Genomic DNA, 16150 nt, shown 5'->3' with positions numbered 1-16150 from the left:
TTGTGGTTGGCTGGCTATTTTTTTGGCTTTTTGGGATACCTTGGATAAAAGCCATCAAAAAACGAATGGAGCTTATACCAATACCATTTTTCTTCAATGCTCAAAGTTCTACCCGAATCTTTAACTTGGCTACTCAAGAATCTAATTCCAGTACAAATAGCTAAGAAAGAGAGTCCCAAACCAACAATTGTCCAACTCGCTTGCCAATATGCGATTGCTACAAGCATAGTGATTATGGCTATAAGTCCGATGGGATTACAGGTCGCTTTGAAACCCAAGTAGCTGAAAAAAACGACGGTGCAGAACAGAAATGGCAAAGCCGCTAACTTGGCAGATGCCGTTAATATTTCTGAAGGAAAGAAATGAGCCGCAGCCAAAGTCGCCAGAAAAAGCCCCAGTGATATAAACCAGCAGCGTGCTGGTAAAGATTTAAGTAAGTTTGTCATCTTCTTAGTACTCTCAAAGTGCACGGGAGGTGCACAATCAAATCATGCATCTGCATGTTAGTTCTCAAAAAGTGCTCTAGTGGTTTGCTCGGCCATAATCTCACACACAGGACATTTAAGCTGAATGCGCTGTTGTGATACCGTCAAATACAGACTGCCGCATCGACACCGGTGTAAGGATGCAAGCTGTGATCTTAAATCACGAGCTAGAACCCAACCTTCATTGATGGTCAGTTTTTTCCAGGGGATCTCAGCTGGAAGATCTGCTTCTTTTCTTGCAACCAAATACGCATCGTAAGCCTTCATCAAAGCATCGATATTTAATTGCTTGTAGACATTATCACCACCAATATTGACATAAAGCGCCATAAGCAGGGAGCCTTCAACTAATGCTCTTCTGCTTTTGACGATGGCATCAGATTCTGGCAATTGACCAGGACAAGGTGACTTGCCAGTCACTTCTTTGTGGAGCCTTCTGATAATGTGGATTGGCAAACCTGTATCGAGCGCGATAATGGTTGTTCGAAATCCGTATTTAATAAGCAGCGAGGCTCGGGTAAATAGCTCACTTTTGGACAGGTTATCAATCATGCATCCCCCTTGTTGTTTAGGGTTGATAATAAATAAGCGATTCTTGGGATACCTGTGCCTTTGCTCTTCACCATCTCAATCAGTTGGCTTTGGTTACCCCTTGGTTGAAACAGCATGAATGATGAGGTCGCCACTCGTTGCAGGTCGTCAACACCAGCATTAATCAGAGCATCAACCACGTCGCGTGTAAGTCCAAAGCGCAAGACGGCCTCTTGCGGATCAATTCGCGCCAATTCTCGTGCTGCGTGTAGGTACGCCAAATTTAATTGATAGAAGTCTTGTTGATTGGTTGTCATTGACGGACCTCCAGTTCATGTAAAATATTGCGATAGATAGAAAGCACTCTTTGCCCATACCAGCGTGCACGCTCTTCGTTCCAACTGTGATAGCGGCCTATGCCAAGCTCTAAATCATTTGGTGAAGACTTGATTGCTTCGGCCAAAATACTTGAGCCGACCGTAAGGTTGGTGATGGGGTCTAGCAGTTCCGCTGCTGAGCTCACCCGATGCCCATGCCAATGCAAATTGATTTGCATAAGGCCAATATCGAGCTGATATTTTTCAGTCTCTTGCAGTGCCTGGTTTAACAGTTGCTCTGCTTCTGTCTTAGATTTGGCGTAGGTTGCGTTTGAACCATTGCGAATTGCGTATGGCCATGGACTGGTCATGTTGAGACCACGATGTGAGGCCGACTCAGCCAAGGCAACGGCGTAGAGCATGACTGGATCAATACCAACGCTATGTGCTGCTTTTTCCCACTGATAGCCCGGAAACGCATAGACTGAAGTGCTTGCGGACATGGCTATCACTAGGGCAATGGTTTTTGCTTTAATCGTTTTCATTTTTGTCCTCTAATTGATTTCCGAGAAGCGCCTGAATGGCTTTCGGGCTTATTCTTTTTAATGGCACTGCGCTAAAGTCGGCGATGCCTCTCGTATAAACTTGTGCCGCTTTTGACCAGTCGCCTACGGCAACCGGCGCTTGCATATCAAATCCTTTTTGCTGGTTCTGATGGTCTGCAATACCCTGTAATAGCCTTGGGTATTCACCCACTTCGTCCCGCAGCAAGTAAGCCTGGTAGCGTGTTAAAAACTCTTTTTGCTTAAAGGGGTATTCCCTGTCATCAACCTTGCAGAGTTCAACCCATCCACCCATGTCTGAAATCACGCGGTGGATAAGCGCATCGTCAAACATCACGGATGTCCAAGCGCCAACCTGACGAACAGCCTTGTCAACTTTGTTCCAAGCAACCATGGCTCTTGAACCTGAGTTGCCGTCGATATGCTTGATGACGTCAGCGGGCTTTGGAAAAAATTGCCCAGTATCCGGTGATTGAATATGCCGAGTCAGACCGATTCGCACTTCTTCAATGCTATAAGCACGAAGGGCTTCAAATGCGATGGATAGCAATTGCGGTGATACGCTTTTGCCATACATGGCCCAAGCTGCTCCCCAAATTTCAGCAAACTCGCGTTTATCAACCTCCTGCACTTGAACGAACCTCCCGAATACCTGGTCCGGCCCAGCTTTCAGCAATGCGGCGATTGCTTTCTTCAATATTCAATTGGTGATTGCTGCCCTTTAGGCTCGTCGATGATTGCTGTACTTCATCAATGCGAACGTACTCGTCTTCCCATTGCCGGTTTAAAAGCCAGTTATGTGGCATAGGGGTCTTAGTCCGATCTTGATACTGCAATCGGTTGTCTCGTTGCTCTTTCCAGCGTGTTAGCACTTCCAAGGCGAGTTCATGGTCTTCATTGAGGCCCATGCGTAGCCATTCTTCTTTGGCTTTCGCTTTTTTTTCTTTGCGTATTTGTACATCCCAGAAGTCTTCAAACTGTATCTGGTCAACAGTTTTAACTGTTGGTTTATTGCTTCTCTCAGAGTCATCCGACCGTTGAGAGTCCCTTACCGGGTTGCCATCAGGCATAAACAATGATGAAAATTCTTCTGGAAGCCGAGCTTGAAAAGCGGCAAGAGATTTCAAAAGCGATGCCATACCAACGAAGTCGGCAGGTACATCTTTAAGCAACCGAAAGGCTGCCTTACCTTGGTTTGGGTTTTCGATTGGGTTGTGCTTCAGAAAGCTTCGAATCAAAGTCCAACCAGATCCCTCGCAACGAATCAGGAACTGATCTTGTTCTAACTCACTTAACGCCTTGGCAACCTGTTGCTCATCCCAGTTCAAGTCAGAAGCAACGTAACCAATCGGCAGTCGAAAGCAGCCAAGCAAATTACAATGTGGGCATGTAAGCAAATACAGTCCTAGCAACTTCGCAGAGTCACTCCAGGACAAAACGTTTTGCTTTAGCCAAAAGCGGGTATAGACCTTGCCATAATCACGCATGGAGGTACTCGCTTCTGTGTTTACGTAAAATGCTGACCATTACTTGCCCTTAATCCTACTGGTTACTGGCTTTCAGCTCGCTTGGGCATTCGGGATAGATGTCCGGTCTTAACTGAGATCGGGTTACCTGTCCTTGCGTAGCTTGTTCGATGGGTAAAACGAATTCAGCGGGAACACGCCCTGATTTATTCAACCAAAACCAGACGTTTTGCTGTTTTGAGTTGATGGCTCTTGCTAATGCTGATTGCCCGCCGACCAAGTCAATGGCACGGCGGAGATGTTTTTGTGTCGTTTTGAACACTTCCATACCGTCTCCTATTACAATAATAACTGTTACAAGATTGAATGTTACAGTTTAAACTGTAGATAAGTCAACAGTTAAAATTGTTGAAAGACTACAGTTTTATTTGTAGAATGCGGGCTTATGAAAACTTTATCCGAACGACTAAACCATGCCTTGCAGCTTACTGGGGTAACTCAGTCTGAGTTGGCTCGTCGCATTGGTATCAAACAGCAGTCGATCAGCCAGATTTGCTCTGGTAAATCGGCTAGGTCTCGTTACACCATGCAGATCGCGGAGGCGCTTCGCGTGAATGCTCATTGGCTCGCCACAGGTGATGGCGAGATTGGCTTGGGGGTCGGTAATGTAGAAGTCGGGCCTGATATTAAGGGAAGAATTCCTCTCATTAACTGGGTTCAGGCCGGTGATTGGACTGAAATAGCGGAGGGATTTGCCCATGAAGATGCTGAGGAGTGGCGTGAAGTCACTGGGAAAGCACATGAGGGTTGTTTCGCACTTCGCGTAAAAGGCGACAGTATGGAAAATCCAAGCGGAAAAAAATCCATACCTGAGGGGGCAGTGATCGTTGTTGATCCTGAGTTACCTTACTCTTCAGGTTCATTGGTTGTTGCGCGTTTGGATGATTCGAAAGAAGCAACCTTTAAGCAGTTGGTTATTGATGGTGAACAGAAGTATCTAAAACCTTTGAACCCGCAATACCCTGCAATACCGATCAACGGCAACTGCACCATCATCGGTGTAGTACGACAAGCTATCATCGATTTCTGGTAGCGAAGGAATTTGTGGTTTAGCCACAGTTGTTCATTAGCTGAAGAAGCAACGATTGCAAACAGCTACAACTGAGCATTGGTGCACGCTGAGAGTAAATGGTAACCGATTAGATAACCATTGATTGTTTATAAAGTCAAGATCAGCGAAAATAGCGGCCAATTACGATTAACACGACGGATTTGACAAGCGAAGAACTGAAAAGAGAGTACTTCCAAAAGTGTGTACAAATCCGTGTACAAACTAAAAGAATTTATACATGGCAAACCAAGATTTTCTTAATGAAATCAATAAGCGAAGGACCTTTGCTATCATCTCGCACCCCGATGCGGGTAAAACAACCATCACTGAAAAAGTGTTGTTATTCGGACAAGCGATTCAACGTGCAGGAACCGTAAAAGGGCGTGGTTCAAATCAGCATGCAAAATCTGACTGGATGGAAATGGAAAAACAACGTGGTATTTCTATTACAACTTCAGTTATGCAATTCCCTTATGCTGATTGTCTAGTTAACTTACTTGATACCCCAGGGCATGAAGACTTCTCTGAAGATACCTATCGTACTTTAACGGCTGTTGACTGCTGTTTAATGGTGATTGACTCTTCTAAAGGGGTCGAAGATCGTACACGTAAGTTAATGGAAGTAACACGTTTACGTGACACTCCAATTTTAACTTTTATGAATAAACTCGACCGTGATATTCGTGACCCAATGGAAGTCATGGACGAAGTTGAAACTGAGCTAAAAATTGCTTGCAGTCCGGTTACTTGGCCTATCGGTTGTGGAAAACTTTTTAAAGGGGTTTACCACATTCTCAAAGATGAAACTTATCTTTATCAAACAGGTCAAGGCCACACTATCCAAGATTCTCGTGTCATTAAAGGATTAGATAATCCAGAGCTTGATGAAGCGATAGGTGATGATTTAGCAAGCCAATTACGTGACGAATTAGAGTTAGTACTAGGTGCATCTCATGAATTTGATCATGAAGCCTTTTTAGCGGGTGAATTAACGCCAGTGTTCTTTGGTACAGCATTAGGTAACTTTGGTGTTAACCACATGCTTGATGGCCTTGTAAAATGGGCCCCAGCACCAATGCCTCGCCAAACAGATATGCGCCAAGTTACAGCAAATGAAGAAACGTTCACCGGCTTTGTTTTTAAAATCCAAGCAAATATGGATCCTAAGCACCGGGATCGTGTAGCATTTTTACGTGTTGTATCTGGTATGTATGATAAAGGTATGAAATTACATCAAGTCCGGATCAAAAAAGATGTAGTGATTTCAGATGCATTAACCTTTATGGCAGGCGATCGTTCCCACGTTGAACATGCTTACCCTGGCGATATTATTGGTCTTCATAACCATGGTACTATTCAGATTGGTGATACTTTTACTCAAGGTGAAATTCTTAAATTTACGGGTATTCCAAACTTTGCGCCAGAGTTATTCCGTCGTATTCGTTTACGTGATCCATTAAAACAGAAGCAGTTACTTAAAGGATTGGTACAGTTATCAGAAGAAGGTGCTGTACAAGTCTTTAGGCCATTGGCAAATAACGATTTAATCGTCGGTGCAGTCGGTGTGCTTCAGTTTGATGTGGTTGTTGCAAGACTTAAGAGTGAATATAACGTTGAAGCGATTTATGAATCCGTTAACGTTTCAACGGCACGCTGGGTTGAGTGTGATAACGAGAAGAAACTCGAAGAGTTTAAACGTAAAAATGAACAAAACTTGGCACTAGATGGTGGCGATAACTTAACGTATATCGCACCAACGATGGTGAACTTGAACTTAACGCGTGAGCGTTATCCTGATGTGGAGTTCCATCAAACACGCGAACACTAATTTACTCGTCATACTTCAAGCTACAACGTTGTTGACTACGTTCATTCGCGCTAGTCACATACTTATGTATGCTCCTAGCGACTTATTCACTTGTCGCCTAGTTGTAACTTGAATTATTTAGAGTAAAAATACTTGGCATACTTCAAGCTATTTAGAGTATGTAATCTAATGAAAAGGCTATATTTTTAATATAGCCTTTTTTGTTTCTTTATTTGGTTGAGTGTTTGTACTTAAAAAAGCTCGGTAAGAGACTCAATTTTTTTGTTAAATGCCCTTTGCATATCCCTAATATCCTACCGAAAAACCCTTCTTCATTCGGAATTACTCTTTTTTTTTTCTGTTAACATGACGCCTGTTTTTACACTTATTCATAAATATATGTAAAATTTTTTATAGTTTTATTTGTTGTTTTTAGAATAAAATTATTAGGATTAGTCTTTATTTGCTATTTTTTGCTTTATTTAATATTAATAGCTTATTAGTGTAATAACTTAATTTGTTAAATTTTTGTAATGCTTCATAAAAATAAAGATATTAAAACACACACATTTCCTAACTCAGTTATTGTGATTAAGGGGAGAGCAATGAAACAATATAAAACGTTTAAGTTAGCATTATTCATGTCCATGGGGCTTGCTTTTGTCAGTATGGGAGCATCAGCTGAAGTATCATGGTATAGCGAAATTAATAGTGGAACGAATAATACAGGTTACGCTATCAGCGATACGGCTATTTCTACAAAAATTAAAGATACATTATTGCCAATCGAAAGCATTGATAGTGAATCACTTTCTATTCGTACAGAATTTGGTCATGTATCTGTGACAGGCTTTGTTAAGAATAAAGAACAAGAAGCGCAAATTATGCAAATTATTGAAAAAGTAGAAGGCGTGAAAAGTGTTGATTTTTCAGTAAATACTCGTTCCTAAATTAAAGTTTGTTTTTTTTTATTTGTATGAATACGTAAAAAGAATGACGCCGAAAAAATGTGAGGGTATCCTTTGTTAAGTTGTGTAAAGGAGACATTATGGGGAAGTATGTACCTGTCACATTAAATAATATTACAGCACTCGAATTTCAATCATCTTTACCACAAGGTAAAGTCGCTTTAGTCTGTGAAGGTGGAGGTCAACGTGGGATCTTTACCGCAGGTGTTCTTGATGAATTTATGCGTTCACAATTCGATCCCTTCGATATTTTGCTTGGGGTGTCTGCGGGTGCACAAAATTTATCCGCTTTTGCCTGTGGTCAGCGTGGCTATGCACGTAAAATTATTAATCGTTATACAACTAATAATCAATTTTTTAATCCCATCCGATTTGTTCGTGGTGGTAATTTATTAGATTTAGATTGGTATATAGAAACGACAGCAAAAGAAATGCCTCTTGATATGCCAACGGCATTACGGCGTTTTGATACTGGCCGTGAATTTTATATGGTAGCCAGTCGTTCTGATAATTTCCAAGCAAATTATTTTCAACCAGATGAGCCAACTTGGCTTGATATCATCAAAGCATCTAGTGCAATTCCTGCTTTTTATCGTAATGGTGTTTTATTCCATGATGTTGTCTATCATGACGGCGGGATAAGTGATGCTATTCCAGTCAGGGAAGCTTATCGGCGGGGGTGTCGTACTATTGTTGTTGTGCGCACGGTTCCTTCTGAATATCAATATACAACTGAGTGGGTCGATCGCATGGGTAAATGGTTCGAAAATAGCCGTTTGCAACGTTTTATGGCGATGGCTCAAGTTCATATTGAAACCTATACCGAAACACTTAAATTTATTCAATCGCCTCCAGAAGATGTTGTGGTTATCGAAATCTATCCACCAACGACATTACAATCGAGTGCATTAGGTAGTCGTTTAAATGCATTAAATCATGATTATCATGTAGGTAGACGCTGTGGACGCTATTTTTTAGCGACAATAGGTCAGCATTTTTCTAAGAAAAAATTCAAACAGCATGATAAAAAAATCTTTAGCTTATTTGAGCAAGAAGCAAAGGCAGACAAAGCGGAGGATGCTTCTATTATTCAACAAGGAACAAGAAGTGTGCACCCTGATGTAAGGCAGGTTTAATAATGAATAAATTTATTGATACTCACTGTCATTTTGATTTTCCTGTTTTTTATAATGATATTGCGAATAGCTTATCTTTAGCGAATCAAGCGCAAGTTAAAAAAATCATTATTCCTGCCGTTGCTCGTTGGAATTTTGATGTAGTGACTGAGTTATCAAATGAATATCCTCAATTACATAGCGCATTAGGATTACATCCTTTATATATTGAAGAGCATACTGAGCAACATCTTATTGAATTGGAAGAGAAATTAAAAATAGCTCCTCGTTGTGTTGCTGTTGGGGAAATTGGTCTGGATGACTATATGGATAACCCGCAACCAGAAAAGCAGGAACACTTTTTAATTGCACAACTTAAATTAGCAGCTAAGTTTGATTTACCCGTTATTTTACACTCACGTAAAACTCACGATAAGTTAAGCGCGCTGTTACGTCGTTATGATGTTCCTCGTAAAGGGGTGGTACACGGTTTTGCTGGAAGCCAACAACAAGCTGAAAATTTTATTCAGCAAGGCTATTTTATTGGTGTTGGTGGTACGATTACTTATGAACGAGCACAAAAGACACGACGAGCAATTGCTTCATTGCCACTCGAATCGCTATTACTAGAAACAGATGCTCCCGATATGCCAGTGAGTGGTTTCCAAGGTGAGCCTAATCGACCTGAGCGTATTCAATCTGTTTTTTCCCAACTCTGTGAGCTACGTCAAGAACCCTCTGAGGTAATTGCACAGCAACTCTATCTTAATAGCCTACAATTATTTCGGTTAAAAGATAATGCCTAGTTGTTGAATTGAATTCATCTCAATTTAATCTTATTTATATAAATAAGGTGTTTATTTAACTTTATTGTTTAAGATTGAATACAAGAATTGTTAATCATATGATGTTTTCCTTTTATTCAGCCTATTCAATAAATGCGTTTTTCTCTCTTTTTGTGTGATCCACTTCTCATTTGTGACCTTTTTGTTACTTTTTTCAGATCCTATTTGTGATGGATGTTGAGGGTTCTTTTCTTAGACTAGGTATAATTATCCGGCAAAAAGAGTCAATAAGCTCTGACTAGAGCGTTATTGATAATCCATTAAATTTTTATATGAACAGGGATCCTTCAATGCAACTCATTATGAGCTTGGTCGGAATGGTAACATTAATTTTGATAGCCATTCTGTTTTCCAGCAATCGACGTGCAATTAGACTACGTACAGTTGGTGGCGCATTCCTTATTCAGATTGGCTTAGGTGCATTTGTTCTTTATTCCGACGGTGGTCGCGAGGTACTTCTTGCGGTTTCTGATGGTGTTAAGAATGTAATTGATTACGGCAATAACGGGATGAGTTTCCTATTTGCAGGCCTAGTATCAGATAAAATGTTCGAGTTGTTTGGTGGTGGCGGTTTCGTATTCGCCCTGCGCGTACTGCCTGTTATCGTATTCTTCTCTTCACTCATTGCAGTGCTGTATTATCTTGGCATTATGCAAATAGTCATTAAAATTCTCGGTGGTGGTTTACAAAAAGTACTTGGCACATCACGAACAGAATCTATGTCTGCCACTGCAAATATTTTCGTTGGACAAACAGAAGCCCCACTGGTTGTTCGTCCTTATATTGCAAGAATGACAACCTCTGAACTCTTTGCTGTTATGTGTGGTGGTTTAGCCTCTGTTGCGGGTTCAGTACTTGCTGGATATGCCAGCATGGGTGTGCCGTTAGAGTATTTGATCACAGCATCCTTTATGGCGGCTCCGGGTGGTTTACTCTTTGCTAAATTGTTGATCCCTGAAACAGAAACGCCAGACGATCAAAAAGACGCGCTTGATAAAATGGCAGATGACGAAAAGCCTGCGAATATTATCGATGCCGCAGCTGCGGGCGCATCTTCTGGTCTACAGCTTGCTCTGAACGTAGGTGCCATGTTGCTGGCTTTTGTTGCCTTGATTGCATTAGTTAATGGTATTCTTGGTGGTATTGGTGGCTGGTTTGGCTATGAGAATTTCTCATTAGAACTCGTGCTAGGTTGGGTGTTTGCACCAATTGCCTTCCTGATTGGTGTACCTTGGAGTGAAGCAACCATTGCAGGCTCATTTATTGGACAAAAAATTGTTATCAATGAGTTTTATGCTTACTCTGAATTTAGTAAATACCTAAAAGAAGATGCATTAGTCGCAGGTTCTGGATTAGTGGTGTTATCTGCTCAAACGAAGGTTATTATCTCCTTTGCATTATGTGGTTTTGCTAATCTCTCTTCTGTTGCCGTACTACTCGGTGGTTTAGGTGGAATGGCGCCAAACCGTCGTAAAGATGTGGCTCGTTTAGGAATGAAAGCTGTACTAGCGGGTACACTCTCTAACTTAATGAGTGCAACAATTGCTGGATTCTTCTTTGCATTAACGGCAATGGCAGTTGTTGCCGCTTAATTGATTTAATTGTAAAGAGCAGATGGGTATTTTACCTATCTGCTCTTTTATGTTTGTTTTCTGCTGTAATGTTAACTACTTTTATTGTGTGAGATATTTCGCATATTGTATTGAATATGGTCACAAAGGTTGTCATTTAATGCGTATCACACTTTTTTTGCGTTATAAAGACGACTTAAAAACGGTATTCAAGTAACATTAAACCAGAAAATGACCTAACTGTGACATTTATCACACTTTTATGTCATTGTTTGCAAGTTACATTTGATTAGTGTGACGCAAAGCACATCTAATTGTTCCTTAGCGTGTTCAAATAAGATGTGCTGAAACTTCATGGAATGGCGAAGGCTCAATGACGGGTCGCCGAAGTGAGCATAGCGCGGTGAGAGGGAGCTCAGCTGTCGTTGTAGCACTAGTTACAACAACATCTTCAAGGAACCAAGTCCGCTCGCCAACAAATTTAATCGCTAACCTTAAGCGTATGCCCAAAAGGGCTTAAGAAACATCGTTGGAGAGTTTTATGACAGATTTAACCGCTGCAGCGCGCCTTGCGCTGTCTTTGATGGATTTAACTACATTAAATGATGATGACACTGATGCAAAAGTGACTGCGTTATGTCATCAGGCTAAAAGCCCAGAAGGCAATACAGCCGCTATTTGTATCTACCCACGCTTTATTCCGTTAGCACGTAAAGTGTTACGTGAGCAGGGTACTCCAGAAGTCCGTATCGCAACCGTAACTAACTTCCCTCATGGTAATGATGATTTAGATATCGCATTAGCAGAAACCAATGCGGCATTAGCTTATGGCGCAGATGAGGTTGATGTAGTTTTCCCTTACCGTGCACTAATGGCAGGTAACGAGCAAATCGGTTTTGATATCGTTAAAGCATGTAAAGAAGCTTGCGCAGAAGCAGGTTCTTTATTGAAAGTCATCATCGAAACGGGTGAACTGAAAGATCCGGCTCTTATCCGTAAAGCTTCTGAAATTTCAATCAAAGCGGGTGCTGACTTTATTAAAACTTCCACAGGTAAAGTACCTGTAAATGCAACACTGGAAAGCGCTGAGTTAATGATCCAAGTGATCCACGATATGGGTGTTGGCAAAGAAGTTGGTTTTAAACCTGCAGGTGGTGTTCGTACCGCTGAAGAAGCTGCTCAATATCTAGCATTAGCTAACCGCATTATGGGTGACAACTGGGTTGATGCCCGTCACTTTCGTTTTGGTGCATCAAGCTTGTTAGGTAATTTACTAGCCACTTTAGGTCATGGCGAGCAAAAATCGTCTAGTGGTTACTAATCCATTCGTGTAATACGCCCACGTTTTATTGTGGGCGTTATCAATGCTATAAAACCAGGAGGTTGCAGTGTTTCTTGCCCAAGAGATTATTCGTAAAAAACGTGATGGTCATCCTTTAACAGAGGAAGAAATTCGTTTTTTCATTAACGGTGTCAGAGATAATACTGTTTCTGAAGGTCAAATTGCTGCATTAGCAATGACTATTTATTTCCACGATATGACCATGCCTGAGCGTGTTGCTCTGACATTAGCCATGCGTGATTCCGGTACAGTATTGAACTGGAAAAGCCTAAATTTAAACGGTCCAATTGTTGATAAACATTCAACAGGTGGTGTGGGTGATGTCACTTCACTGATGTTAGGGCCAATGGTTGCCGCGTGTGGCGGTTATGTTCCTATGATTTCAGGTCGTGGATTAGGTCATACAGGTGGAACATTAGATAAACTCGAAGCTATCCCAGGTTTCGATATTTTCCCTGATGATGAGAAATTTCGCGATATTATTCGTAACGTGGGTGTTGCTATTATCGGACAGACTAACTCATTAGCACCTGCTGATAAACGCTTTTATGCTACCCGTGATATTACTGCTACAGTTGATTCAATCCCTCTTATCACAGCCTCTATTTTAGGTAAGAAATTAGCCGAAGGCTTAGATGCATTAGTGATGGACGTTAAAGTGGGATCGGGTGCCTTTATGCCAACTTATCAGAAATCTGAAGAGCTGGCTGAGTCTATTGTTCAAGTAGCAAATGGCGCAGGCTGTCAAACTACGGCACTGTTAACGGATATGAATGAAGTTCTAGCTTCTAGCGCAGGTAATGCCGTCGAAGTTCGTGAAGCAGTTCAATTCTTAACAGGTGAATACCGTAACCCTCGTCTATTTGAAGTCACTATGGCGTTGTGTGTTGAAATGTTAGTATCAGGCCGTTTAGCGGACTCACGTCAACAAGCTCGTCAAAAACTGCAAGATGTGTTGGATAACGGTAAAGCGGCAGAAGTCTTTGGTCGTATGGTTGCAGCACAGAAAGGCCCATCTGATTTTGTTGAAAACTACAATAAATACCTGCCAACTGCGGTATTAAGTAAACCTGTATTTGCTGAGAAAACTGGGTTTATCACAGAAATGGATACGCGTGCATTAGGTATGTCTGTTGTGACATTAGGTGGTGGTCGTCGTAAAGCCACTGATGCAATTGATTATAGTGTGGGATTAAGCGACATCGTAGCGCTTGGTGCTGAAATCAACACAGACACTCCGTTAGCGATGATCCATGCTAACAGTGAAAAATCATGGCAAGAAGCTGCGGCTGAAGTCCGTAAAGCGATGGTAATTGGTGATAGTAAACGTGAAGCCTCACCAATGGTGTACCGTCAAATCAGCGAATAAGAACTCAATTACGATTTATAAGTGACATATCCGTGGTCTACGGAGAATGACACAGGAGAGAGAATTATGAAACGTGTACATATCATGGTATTAGATTCCTTCGGTATCGGTGCTGCCGGTGATGCAGAGAAATTCGGTGATCAAGGCTCAGATACTTTAGGGCATATCGCACAAGCGTTTGCTGACGGTAAAGCAGATAAAGAAGGTCGTAAAGGCCCACTTCATTTGCCAAATCTTTGCCGTTTAGGTTTAGGTAAAGCCGCTGAAGAATCAACAGGTAAATTCCCTATTGGTTTAGATAAAAACGCAGATATCATCGGTGCTTATGGCTACGCGAGTGAAATCTCTTCTGGTAAAGATACTCCGTCAGGCCACTGGGAAATTGCGGGTGTTCCTGTGCTTTTTGATTGGGGATACTTTAAAGAGCTGAAAAATTCATTTCCACAAGAACTGCTAGAAAACATCGTTAAACGTGCAAAATTACCGGGGTACTTAGGTAACTGCCACGCGTCTGGTACGGTTATTTTGGATGAGCTTGGCGAAGAACACATGAAAACCGGCAAACCGATTTTCTATACTTCTGCTGACTCTGTATTCCAAATTGCATGTCATGAAGAAACTTACGGTTTAGACGAATTATATGAGCTGTGTGAAATTGCTCGTGATGAACTAAACAAAGGTGATTACAACATTGGTCGTGTTATTGCGCGTCCATTTATTGGTGATAAACCAGGTAATTTCGCCCGTACAGGTAACCGTCATGATTTAGCAGTAGAACCACCAGCACCAACTATGTTGAAAAAACTGGTTGATGAAAAACAAGGCCATGTTGTTTCTATCGGTAAAATTGCTGACATCTACGCAAACGTAGGTATCACTAAAAAAGTGAAAGCAACAGGTATTGATGCACTGTTTGATGCAACACTTGAAGAAATGAAACTTGCGGGCGATAACACAATCGTCTTCACCAACTTTGTTGACTTCGACTCCTCTTATGGCCACCGTCGTGATGTTGTTGGTTATGGTGAAGCACTGGAATTATTCGACCGTCGCTTACCTGAATTAATGGAGCTGGTAAAAGAAGATGACATTCTTATCTTAACAGCAGACCACGGTTGTGACCCAACTTGGCCAGGTTCTGATCATACTCGTGAGCACATTCCTGTTCTGGTTTATGGTCCTAAAGTTAAACCGGGTTCATTAGGTCATCGTGAAACCTTCGCTGACATCGGCCAAACTGTTGTGAAATACTTCGGTTTATCACCGGTCGATTATGGTAAAGCAATGTTTTAATTTAATTTCGGTAGGTATAGCAATATGCCTACCGAATGATATTTGAATAGTAAAAAGATCAATTAAAAGGAAGAATTATGGCTACCCCTCATATTAACGCAGAAATGGGCGATTTTGCTGATGTCGTTTTAATGCCGGGCGACCCGCTTCGTGCTAAATACATCGCTGAAACTTTTTTACAAGATGTCCGTCAAGTAAACAATGTTCGTGGTATGTTAGGTTTTACAGGTACGTATAAAGGCCGTAAAGTTTCTGTAATGGGCCACGGTATGGGTATTCCTTCCTGCTCAATTTACGCTAAAGAATTAATTACTGATTTTGGCGTAAAAGTGATTATTCGTGTAGGTTCATGTGGTGCCGTATTACCAGATGTTGAATTACGTGATGTTGTTATCGGTATGGGTGCATGTACAGACTCTAAAGTTAACCGTCTACGTTTCAAAGACCAAGATTTCGCAGCTATTGCAGATTACCAATTAGTTCAAAATGCTGTTGATGCAGCAAAAGCGAAAGACATTAAAGTTCGCGTAGGTAATATCTTCTCTGCTGATCTGTTCTATTCTCCAGATCCAGAAATGTTTGATGTAATGGAAAAATACGGCATTCTAGGTGTTGAAATGGAAGCCGCAGGTATTTACGGCGTTGCAGCTGAATACGGTGCAAAAGCGCTGACTATCTGTACTGTATCTGACCACATCAAAAAAGGTACACAGACTACAGCAGAAGAGCGCCAAACTACCTTTAACGAAATGATTGAAATTGCATTAGAATCTGTTCTGCTATTAGAAGACTAATCAATACATCTCGTTGCTTAAAAATATTAAAAACCCAATTTAAAAATTGGGTTTTTTTATGTCCATATGTTTGATTAATTAAATTAGAAACTAAGGAGCATAAATATAGGTTTCTAAATAAGGGTCCATTTTAATAGCGTAGTTTTTTAGATTATTCAGGCTAGGTGTTAACGGATCTTTGCACTCTTTTTTACTAATAATATTATTGTCTTTATAAACAATCACGCCATTAAAGTTCCATCCTCTACCTTCACCGTCATAAACAACGTAGCTGTAATTTCCATTCTTAAATCGAATATAAGTCGATGCTCCTGCAACAAACATCTGATGCCCATAAAAGACATTATTATTGGGTTGTTGAGGCACTGGTAGTGTTATCTCTGTTTTGGCAAGAGTGCCATAGCGATACACCGGAGGGGTTCCATGTTCGGCAAATACACTGACATACTTACCATTTTCAAGTTGGCAGGTAAATTCTTCAGCATAGACACTTGCGGATAATAATACGAATACAGCAACAACAGCGATACGTGCTTTCATATTGTCTTCTCCGTTAATTACCTACTTTATTAC

The 16150-nt window shown here is 41.2% G+C and carries 18 protein-coding genes; 10 read left to right on the top strand and 8 right to left on the bottom strand.

From position 1 onward, the window contains the following. Positions 1 to 14 precede the first annotated feature (14 nt). The 7 genes from eexS to ABN256_RS17755 are packed head-to-tail and all read right to left on the bottom strand — an operon-like array spanning position 15 to position 3690. A complete protein-coding gene (gene eexS / locus ABN256_RS17785) occupies positions 15 to 446 on the bottom strand; it encodes an entry exclusion protein EexS (protein WP_024015938.1) in 432 nt (143 codons plus the stop codon). Between the two features lie 57 nt (positions 447 to 503). Next, positions 504 to 1037: a FlhC family transcriptional regulator gene (locus ABN256_RS17780; RefSeq protein WP_000566755.1), complete on the bottom strand. Its 534-nt coding sequence runs from the start codon at positions 1035 to 1037 to the stop codon at positions 504 to 506. After that, positions 1034 to 1333, bottom strand: coding sequence for a flagellar transcriptional regulator FlhD (locus ABN256_RS17775; protein ID WP_000210563.1), 300 nt, complete (start codon positions 1331 to 1333; stop codon positions 1034 to 1036). The genes ABN256_RS17780 and ABN256_RS17775 overlap by 4 nt, the downstream gene beginning before the upstream one ends. Beyond that, positions 1330 to 1878 (bottom strand): lytic transglycosylase domain-containing protein, encoded by a 549-nt coding sequence (locus ABN256_RS17770; RefSeq protein ID WP_024015939.1) that lies wholly within the window; start codon positions 1876 to 1878, stop codon positions 1330 to 1332. Before ABN256_RS17770 ends, ABN256_RS17775 begins: the two co-directional genes overlap by 4 nt. Further along, entirely contained in the window at positions 1865 to 2527 is a 663-nt protein-coding gene (locus ABN256_RS17765; protein WP_024015940.1) for a DUF6475 domain-containing protein, read from the bottom strand. Before ABN256_RS17765 ends, ABN256_RS17770 begins: the two co-directional genes overlap by 14 nt. Then, positions 2514 to 3383, bottom strand: a complete 870-nt coding sequence (locus ABN256_RS17760) for a hypothetical protein (protein ID WP_024015941.1) — start codon at positions 3381 to 3383, stop codon at positions 2514 to 2516. The genes ABN256_RS17765 and ABN256_RS17760 overlap by 14 nt, the downstream gene beginning before the upstream one ends. Positions 3384 to 3438: 55 nt before the next feature. Continuing rightward, positions 3439 to 3690 carry a helix-turn-helix domain-containing protein gene (locus tag ABN256_RS17755; protein WP_024015942.1) on the bottom strand — a complete coding sequence of 84 codons (252 nt, stop codon included), beginning with the start codon at positions 3688 to 3690 and terminating at the stop codon, positions 3439 to 3441. Between the two features lie 117 nt (positions 3691 to 3807). Here ABN256_RS17755 and ABN256_RS17750 point away from each other — a divergent pair, with 117 nt between their 5' ends. From ABN256_RS17750 to deoD, 10 genes are all read left to right on the top strand, one after another. Then, entirely contained in the window at positions 3808 to 4455 is a 648-nt protein-coding gene (locus ABN256_RS17750) for a LexA family protein (RefSeq protein ID WP_000854920.1), read from the top strand. A gap of 256 nt (positions 4456 to 4711) precedes the next feature. After that, entirely contained in the window at positions 4712 to 6301 is a 1590-nt protein-coding gene (prfC, locus tag ABN256_RS17745; RefSeq protein WP_164526749.1) for a peptide chain release factor 3, read from the top strand. A 620-nt stretch (positions 6302 to 6921) separates the two neighbouring features. Next, positions 6922 to 7230 (top strand): BON domain-containing protein, encoded by a 309-nt coding sequence (locus tag ABN256_RS17740; RefSeq protein WP_255297126.1) that lies wholly within the window; start codon positions 6922 to 6924, stop codon positions 7228 to 7230. A 98-nt stretch (positions 7231 to 7328) separates the two neighbouring features. Continuing rightward, positions 7329 to 8384, top strand: coding sequence for a patatin-like phospholipase family protein (locus ABN256_RS17735; RefSeq protein WP_072069005.1), 1056 nt, complete (start codon positions 7329 to 7331; stop codon positions 8382 to 8384). Positions 8385 to 8386: 2 nt separating this feature from the next. Next, positions 8387 to 9169 (top strand): TatD family hydrolase, encoded by a 783-nt coding sequence (locus ABN256_RS17730; RefSeq protein ID WP_349439847.1) that lies wholly within the window; start codon positions 8387 to 8389, stop codon positions 9167 to 9169. A 329-nt stretch (positions 9170 to 9498) separates the two neighbouring features. Next, entirely contained in the window at positions 9499 to 10800 is a 1302-nt protein-coding gene (locus ABN256_RS17725) for a NupC/NupG family nucleoside CNT transporter (RefSeq protein WP_115350218.1), read from the top strand. 520 nt (positions 10801 to 11320) lie between these two features. Beyond that, the gene (gene deoC / locus ABN256_RS17720) at positions 11321 to 12100 is read left to right on the top strand and encodes a deoxyribose-phosphate aldolase (RefSeq protein ID WP_072069002.1); all 780 of its coding nucleotides are present in this window, start codon (positions 11321 to 11323) and stop codon (positions 12098 to 12100) included. A gap of 67 nt (positions 12101 to 12167) precedes the next feature. Next, the gene (deoA, locus tag ABN256_RS17715; RefSeq protein WP_072069001.1) at positions 12168 to 13490 is read left to right on the top strand and encodes a thymidine phosphorylase; all 1323 of its coding nucleotides are present in this window, start codon (positions 12168 to 12170) and stop codon (positions 13488 to 13490) included. 66 nt (positions 13491 to 13556) lie between these two features. Continuing rightward, complete coding sequence (deoB, locus tag ABN256_RS17710) at positions 13557 to 14783, top strand: phosphopentomutase (RefSeq protein WP_072069000.1); 1227 nt, start codon at positions 13557 to 13559, stop codon at positions 14781 to 14783. A 77-nt stretch (positions 14784 to 14860) separates the two neighbouring features. Then, positions 14861 to 15577 carry a purine-nucleoside phosphorylase gene (gene deoD, locus ABN256_RS17705; RefSeq protein ID WP_036934279.1) on the top strand — a complete coding sequence of 239 codons (717 nt, stop codon included), beginning with the start codon at positions 14861 to 14863 and terminating at the stop codon, positions 15575 to 15577. A 90-nt stretch (positions 15578 to 15667) separates the two neighbouring features. On the opposite strand, the gene ABN256_RS17700 is transcribed toward deoD, so the two are convergent. Further along, a complete protein-coding gene (locus ABN256_RS17700; RefSeq protein ID WP_340893864.1) occupies positions 15668 to 16117 on the bottom strand; it encodes a hypothetical protein in 450 nt (149 codons plus the stop codon). Between the last annotated feature and the right edge of the window lie 33 nt (positions 16118 to 16150).

This window comes from Proteus sp. fly-1008 (assembly GCF_040140305.1).
GTDB classification, from domain to species: domain Bacteria; phylum Pseudomonadota; class Gammaproteobacteria; order Enterobacterales; family Enterobacteriaceae; genus Proteus; species Proteus vulgaris_B.
Note: the sequence above shows the minus strand (reverse complement) of the source record. Positions and strands in the feature narration are given on the sequence as shown.

What these genes read in the sequence shown, in the direction of transcription:
- eexS (WP_024015938.1), bottom strand. Translation starts at nt 446, where the DNA reads ATGACAAACTTACTTAAATCTTTACCAGCACGCTGCTGGTTTATATCA.
- ABN256_RS17780 (WP_000566755.1), bottom strand. Translation starts at nt 1,037, where the DNA reads ATGATTGATAACCTGTCCAAAAGTGAGCTATTTACCCGAGCCTCGCTG.
- ABN256_RS17775 (WP_000210563.1), bottom strand. Translation starts at nt 1,333, where the DNA reads ATGACAACCAATCAACAAGACTTCTATCAATTAAATTTGGCGTACCTA.
- ABN256_RS17770 (WP_024015939.1), bottom strand. Translation starts at nt 1,878, where the DNA reads ATGAAAACGATTAAAGCAAAAACCATTGCCCTAGTGATAGCCATGTCC.
- ABN256_RS17760 (WP_024015941.1), bottom strand. Translation starts at nt 3,383, where the DNA reads ATGCGTGATTATGGCAAGGTCTATACCCGCTTTTGGCTAAAGCAAAAC.
- ABN256_RS17755 (WP_024015942.1), bottom strand. Translation starts at nt 3,690, where the DNA reads ATGGAAGTGTTCAAAACGACACAAAAACATCTCCGCCGTGCCATTGAC.
- ABN256_RS17750 (WP_000854920.1), top strand. Translation starts at nt 3,808, where the DNA reads ATGAAAACTTTATCCGAACGACTAAACCATGCCTTGCAGCTTACTGGG.
- prfC (WP_164526749.1), top strand. Translation starts at nt 4,712, where the DNA reads ATGGCAAACCAAGATTTTCTTAATGAAATCAATAAGCGAAGGACCTTT.
- ABN256_RS17740 (WP_255297126.1), top strand. Translation starts at nt 6,922, where the DNA reads ATGTCCATGGGGCTTGCTTTTGTCAGTATGGGAGCATCAGCTGAAGTA.
- ABN256_RS17735 (WP_072069005.1), top strand. Translation starts at nt 7,329, where the DNA reads ATGGGGAAGTATGTACCTGTCACATTAAATAATATTACAGCACTCGAA.
- ABN256_RS17730 (WP_349439847.1), top strand. Translation starts at nt 8,387, where the DNA reads ATGAATAAATTTATTGATACTCACTGTCATTTTGATTTTCCTGTTTTT.
- ABN256_RS17725 (WP_115350218.1), top strand. Translation starts at nt 9,499, where the DNA reads ATGCAACTCATTATGAGCTTGGTCGGAATGGTAACATTAATTTTGATA.
- deoC (WP_072069002.1), top strand. Translation starts at nt 11,321, where the DNA reads ATGACAGATTTAACCGCTGCAGCGCGCCTTGCGCTGTCTTTGATGGAT.
- deoB (WP_072069000.1), top strand. Translation starts at nt 13,557, where the DNA reads ATGAAACGTGTACATATCATGGTATTAGATTCCTTCGGTATCGGTGCT.
- deoD (WP_036934279.1), top strand. Translation starts at nt 14,861, where the DNA reads ATGGCTACCCCTCATATTAACGCAGAAATGGGCGATTTTGCTGATGTC.
- ABN256_RS17700 (WP_340893864.1), bottom strand. Translation starts at nt 16,117, where the DNA reads ATGAAAGCACGTATCGCTGTTGTTGCTGTATTCGTATTATTATCCGCA.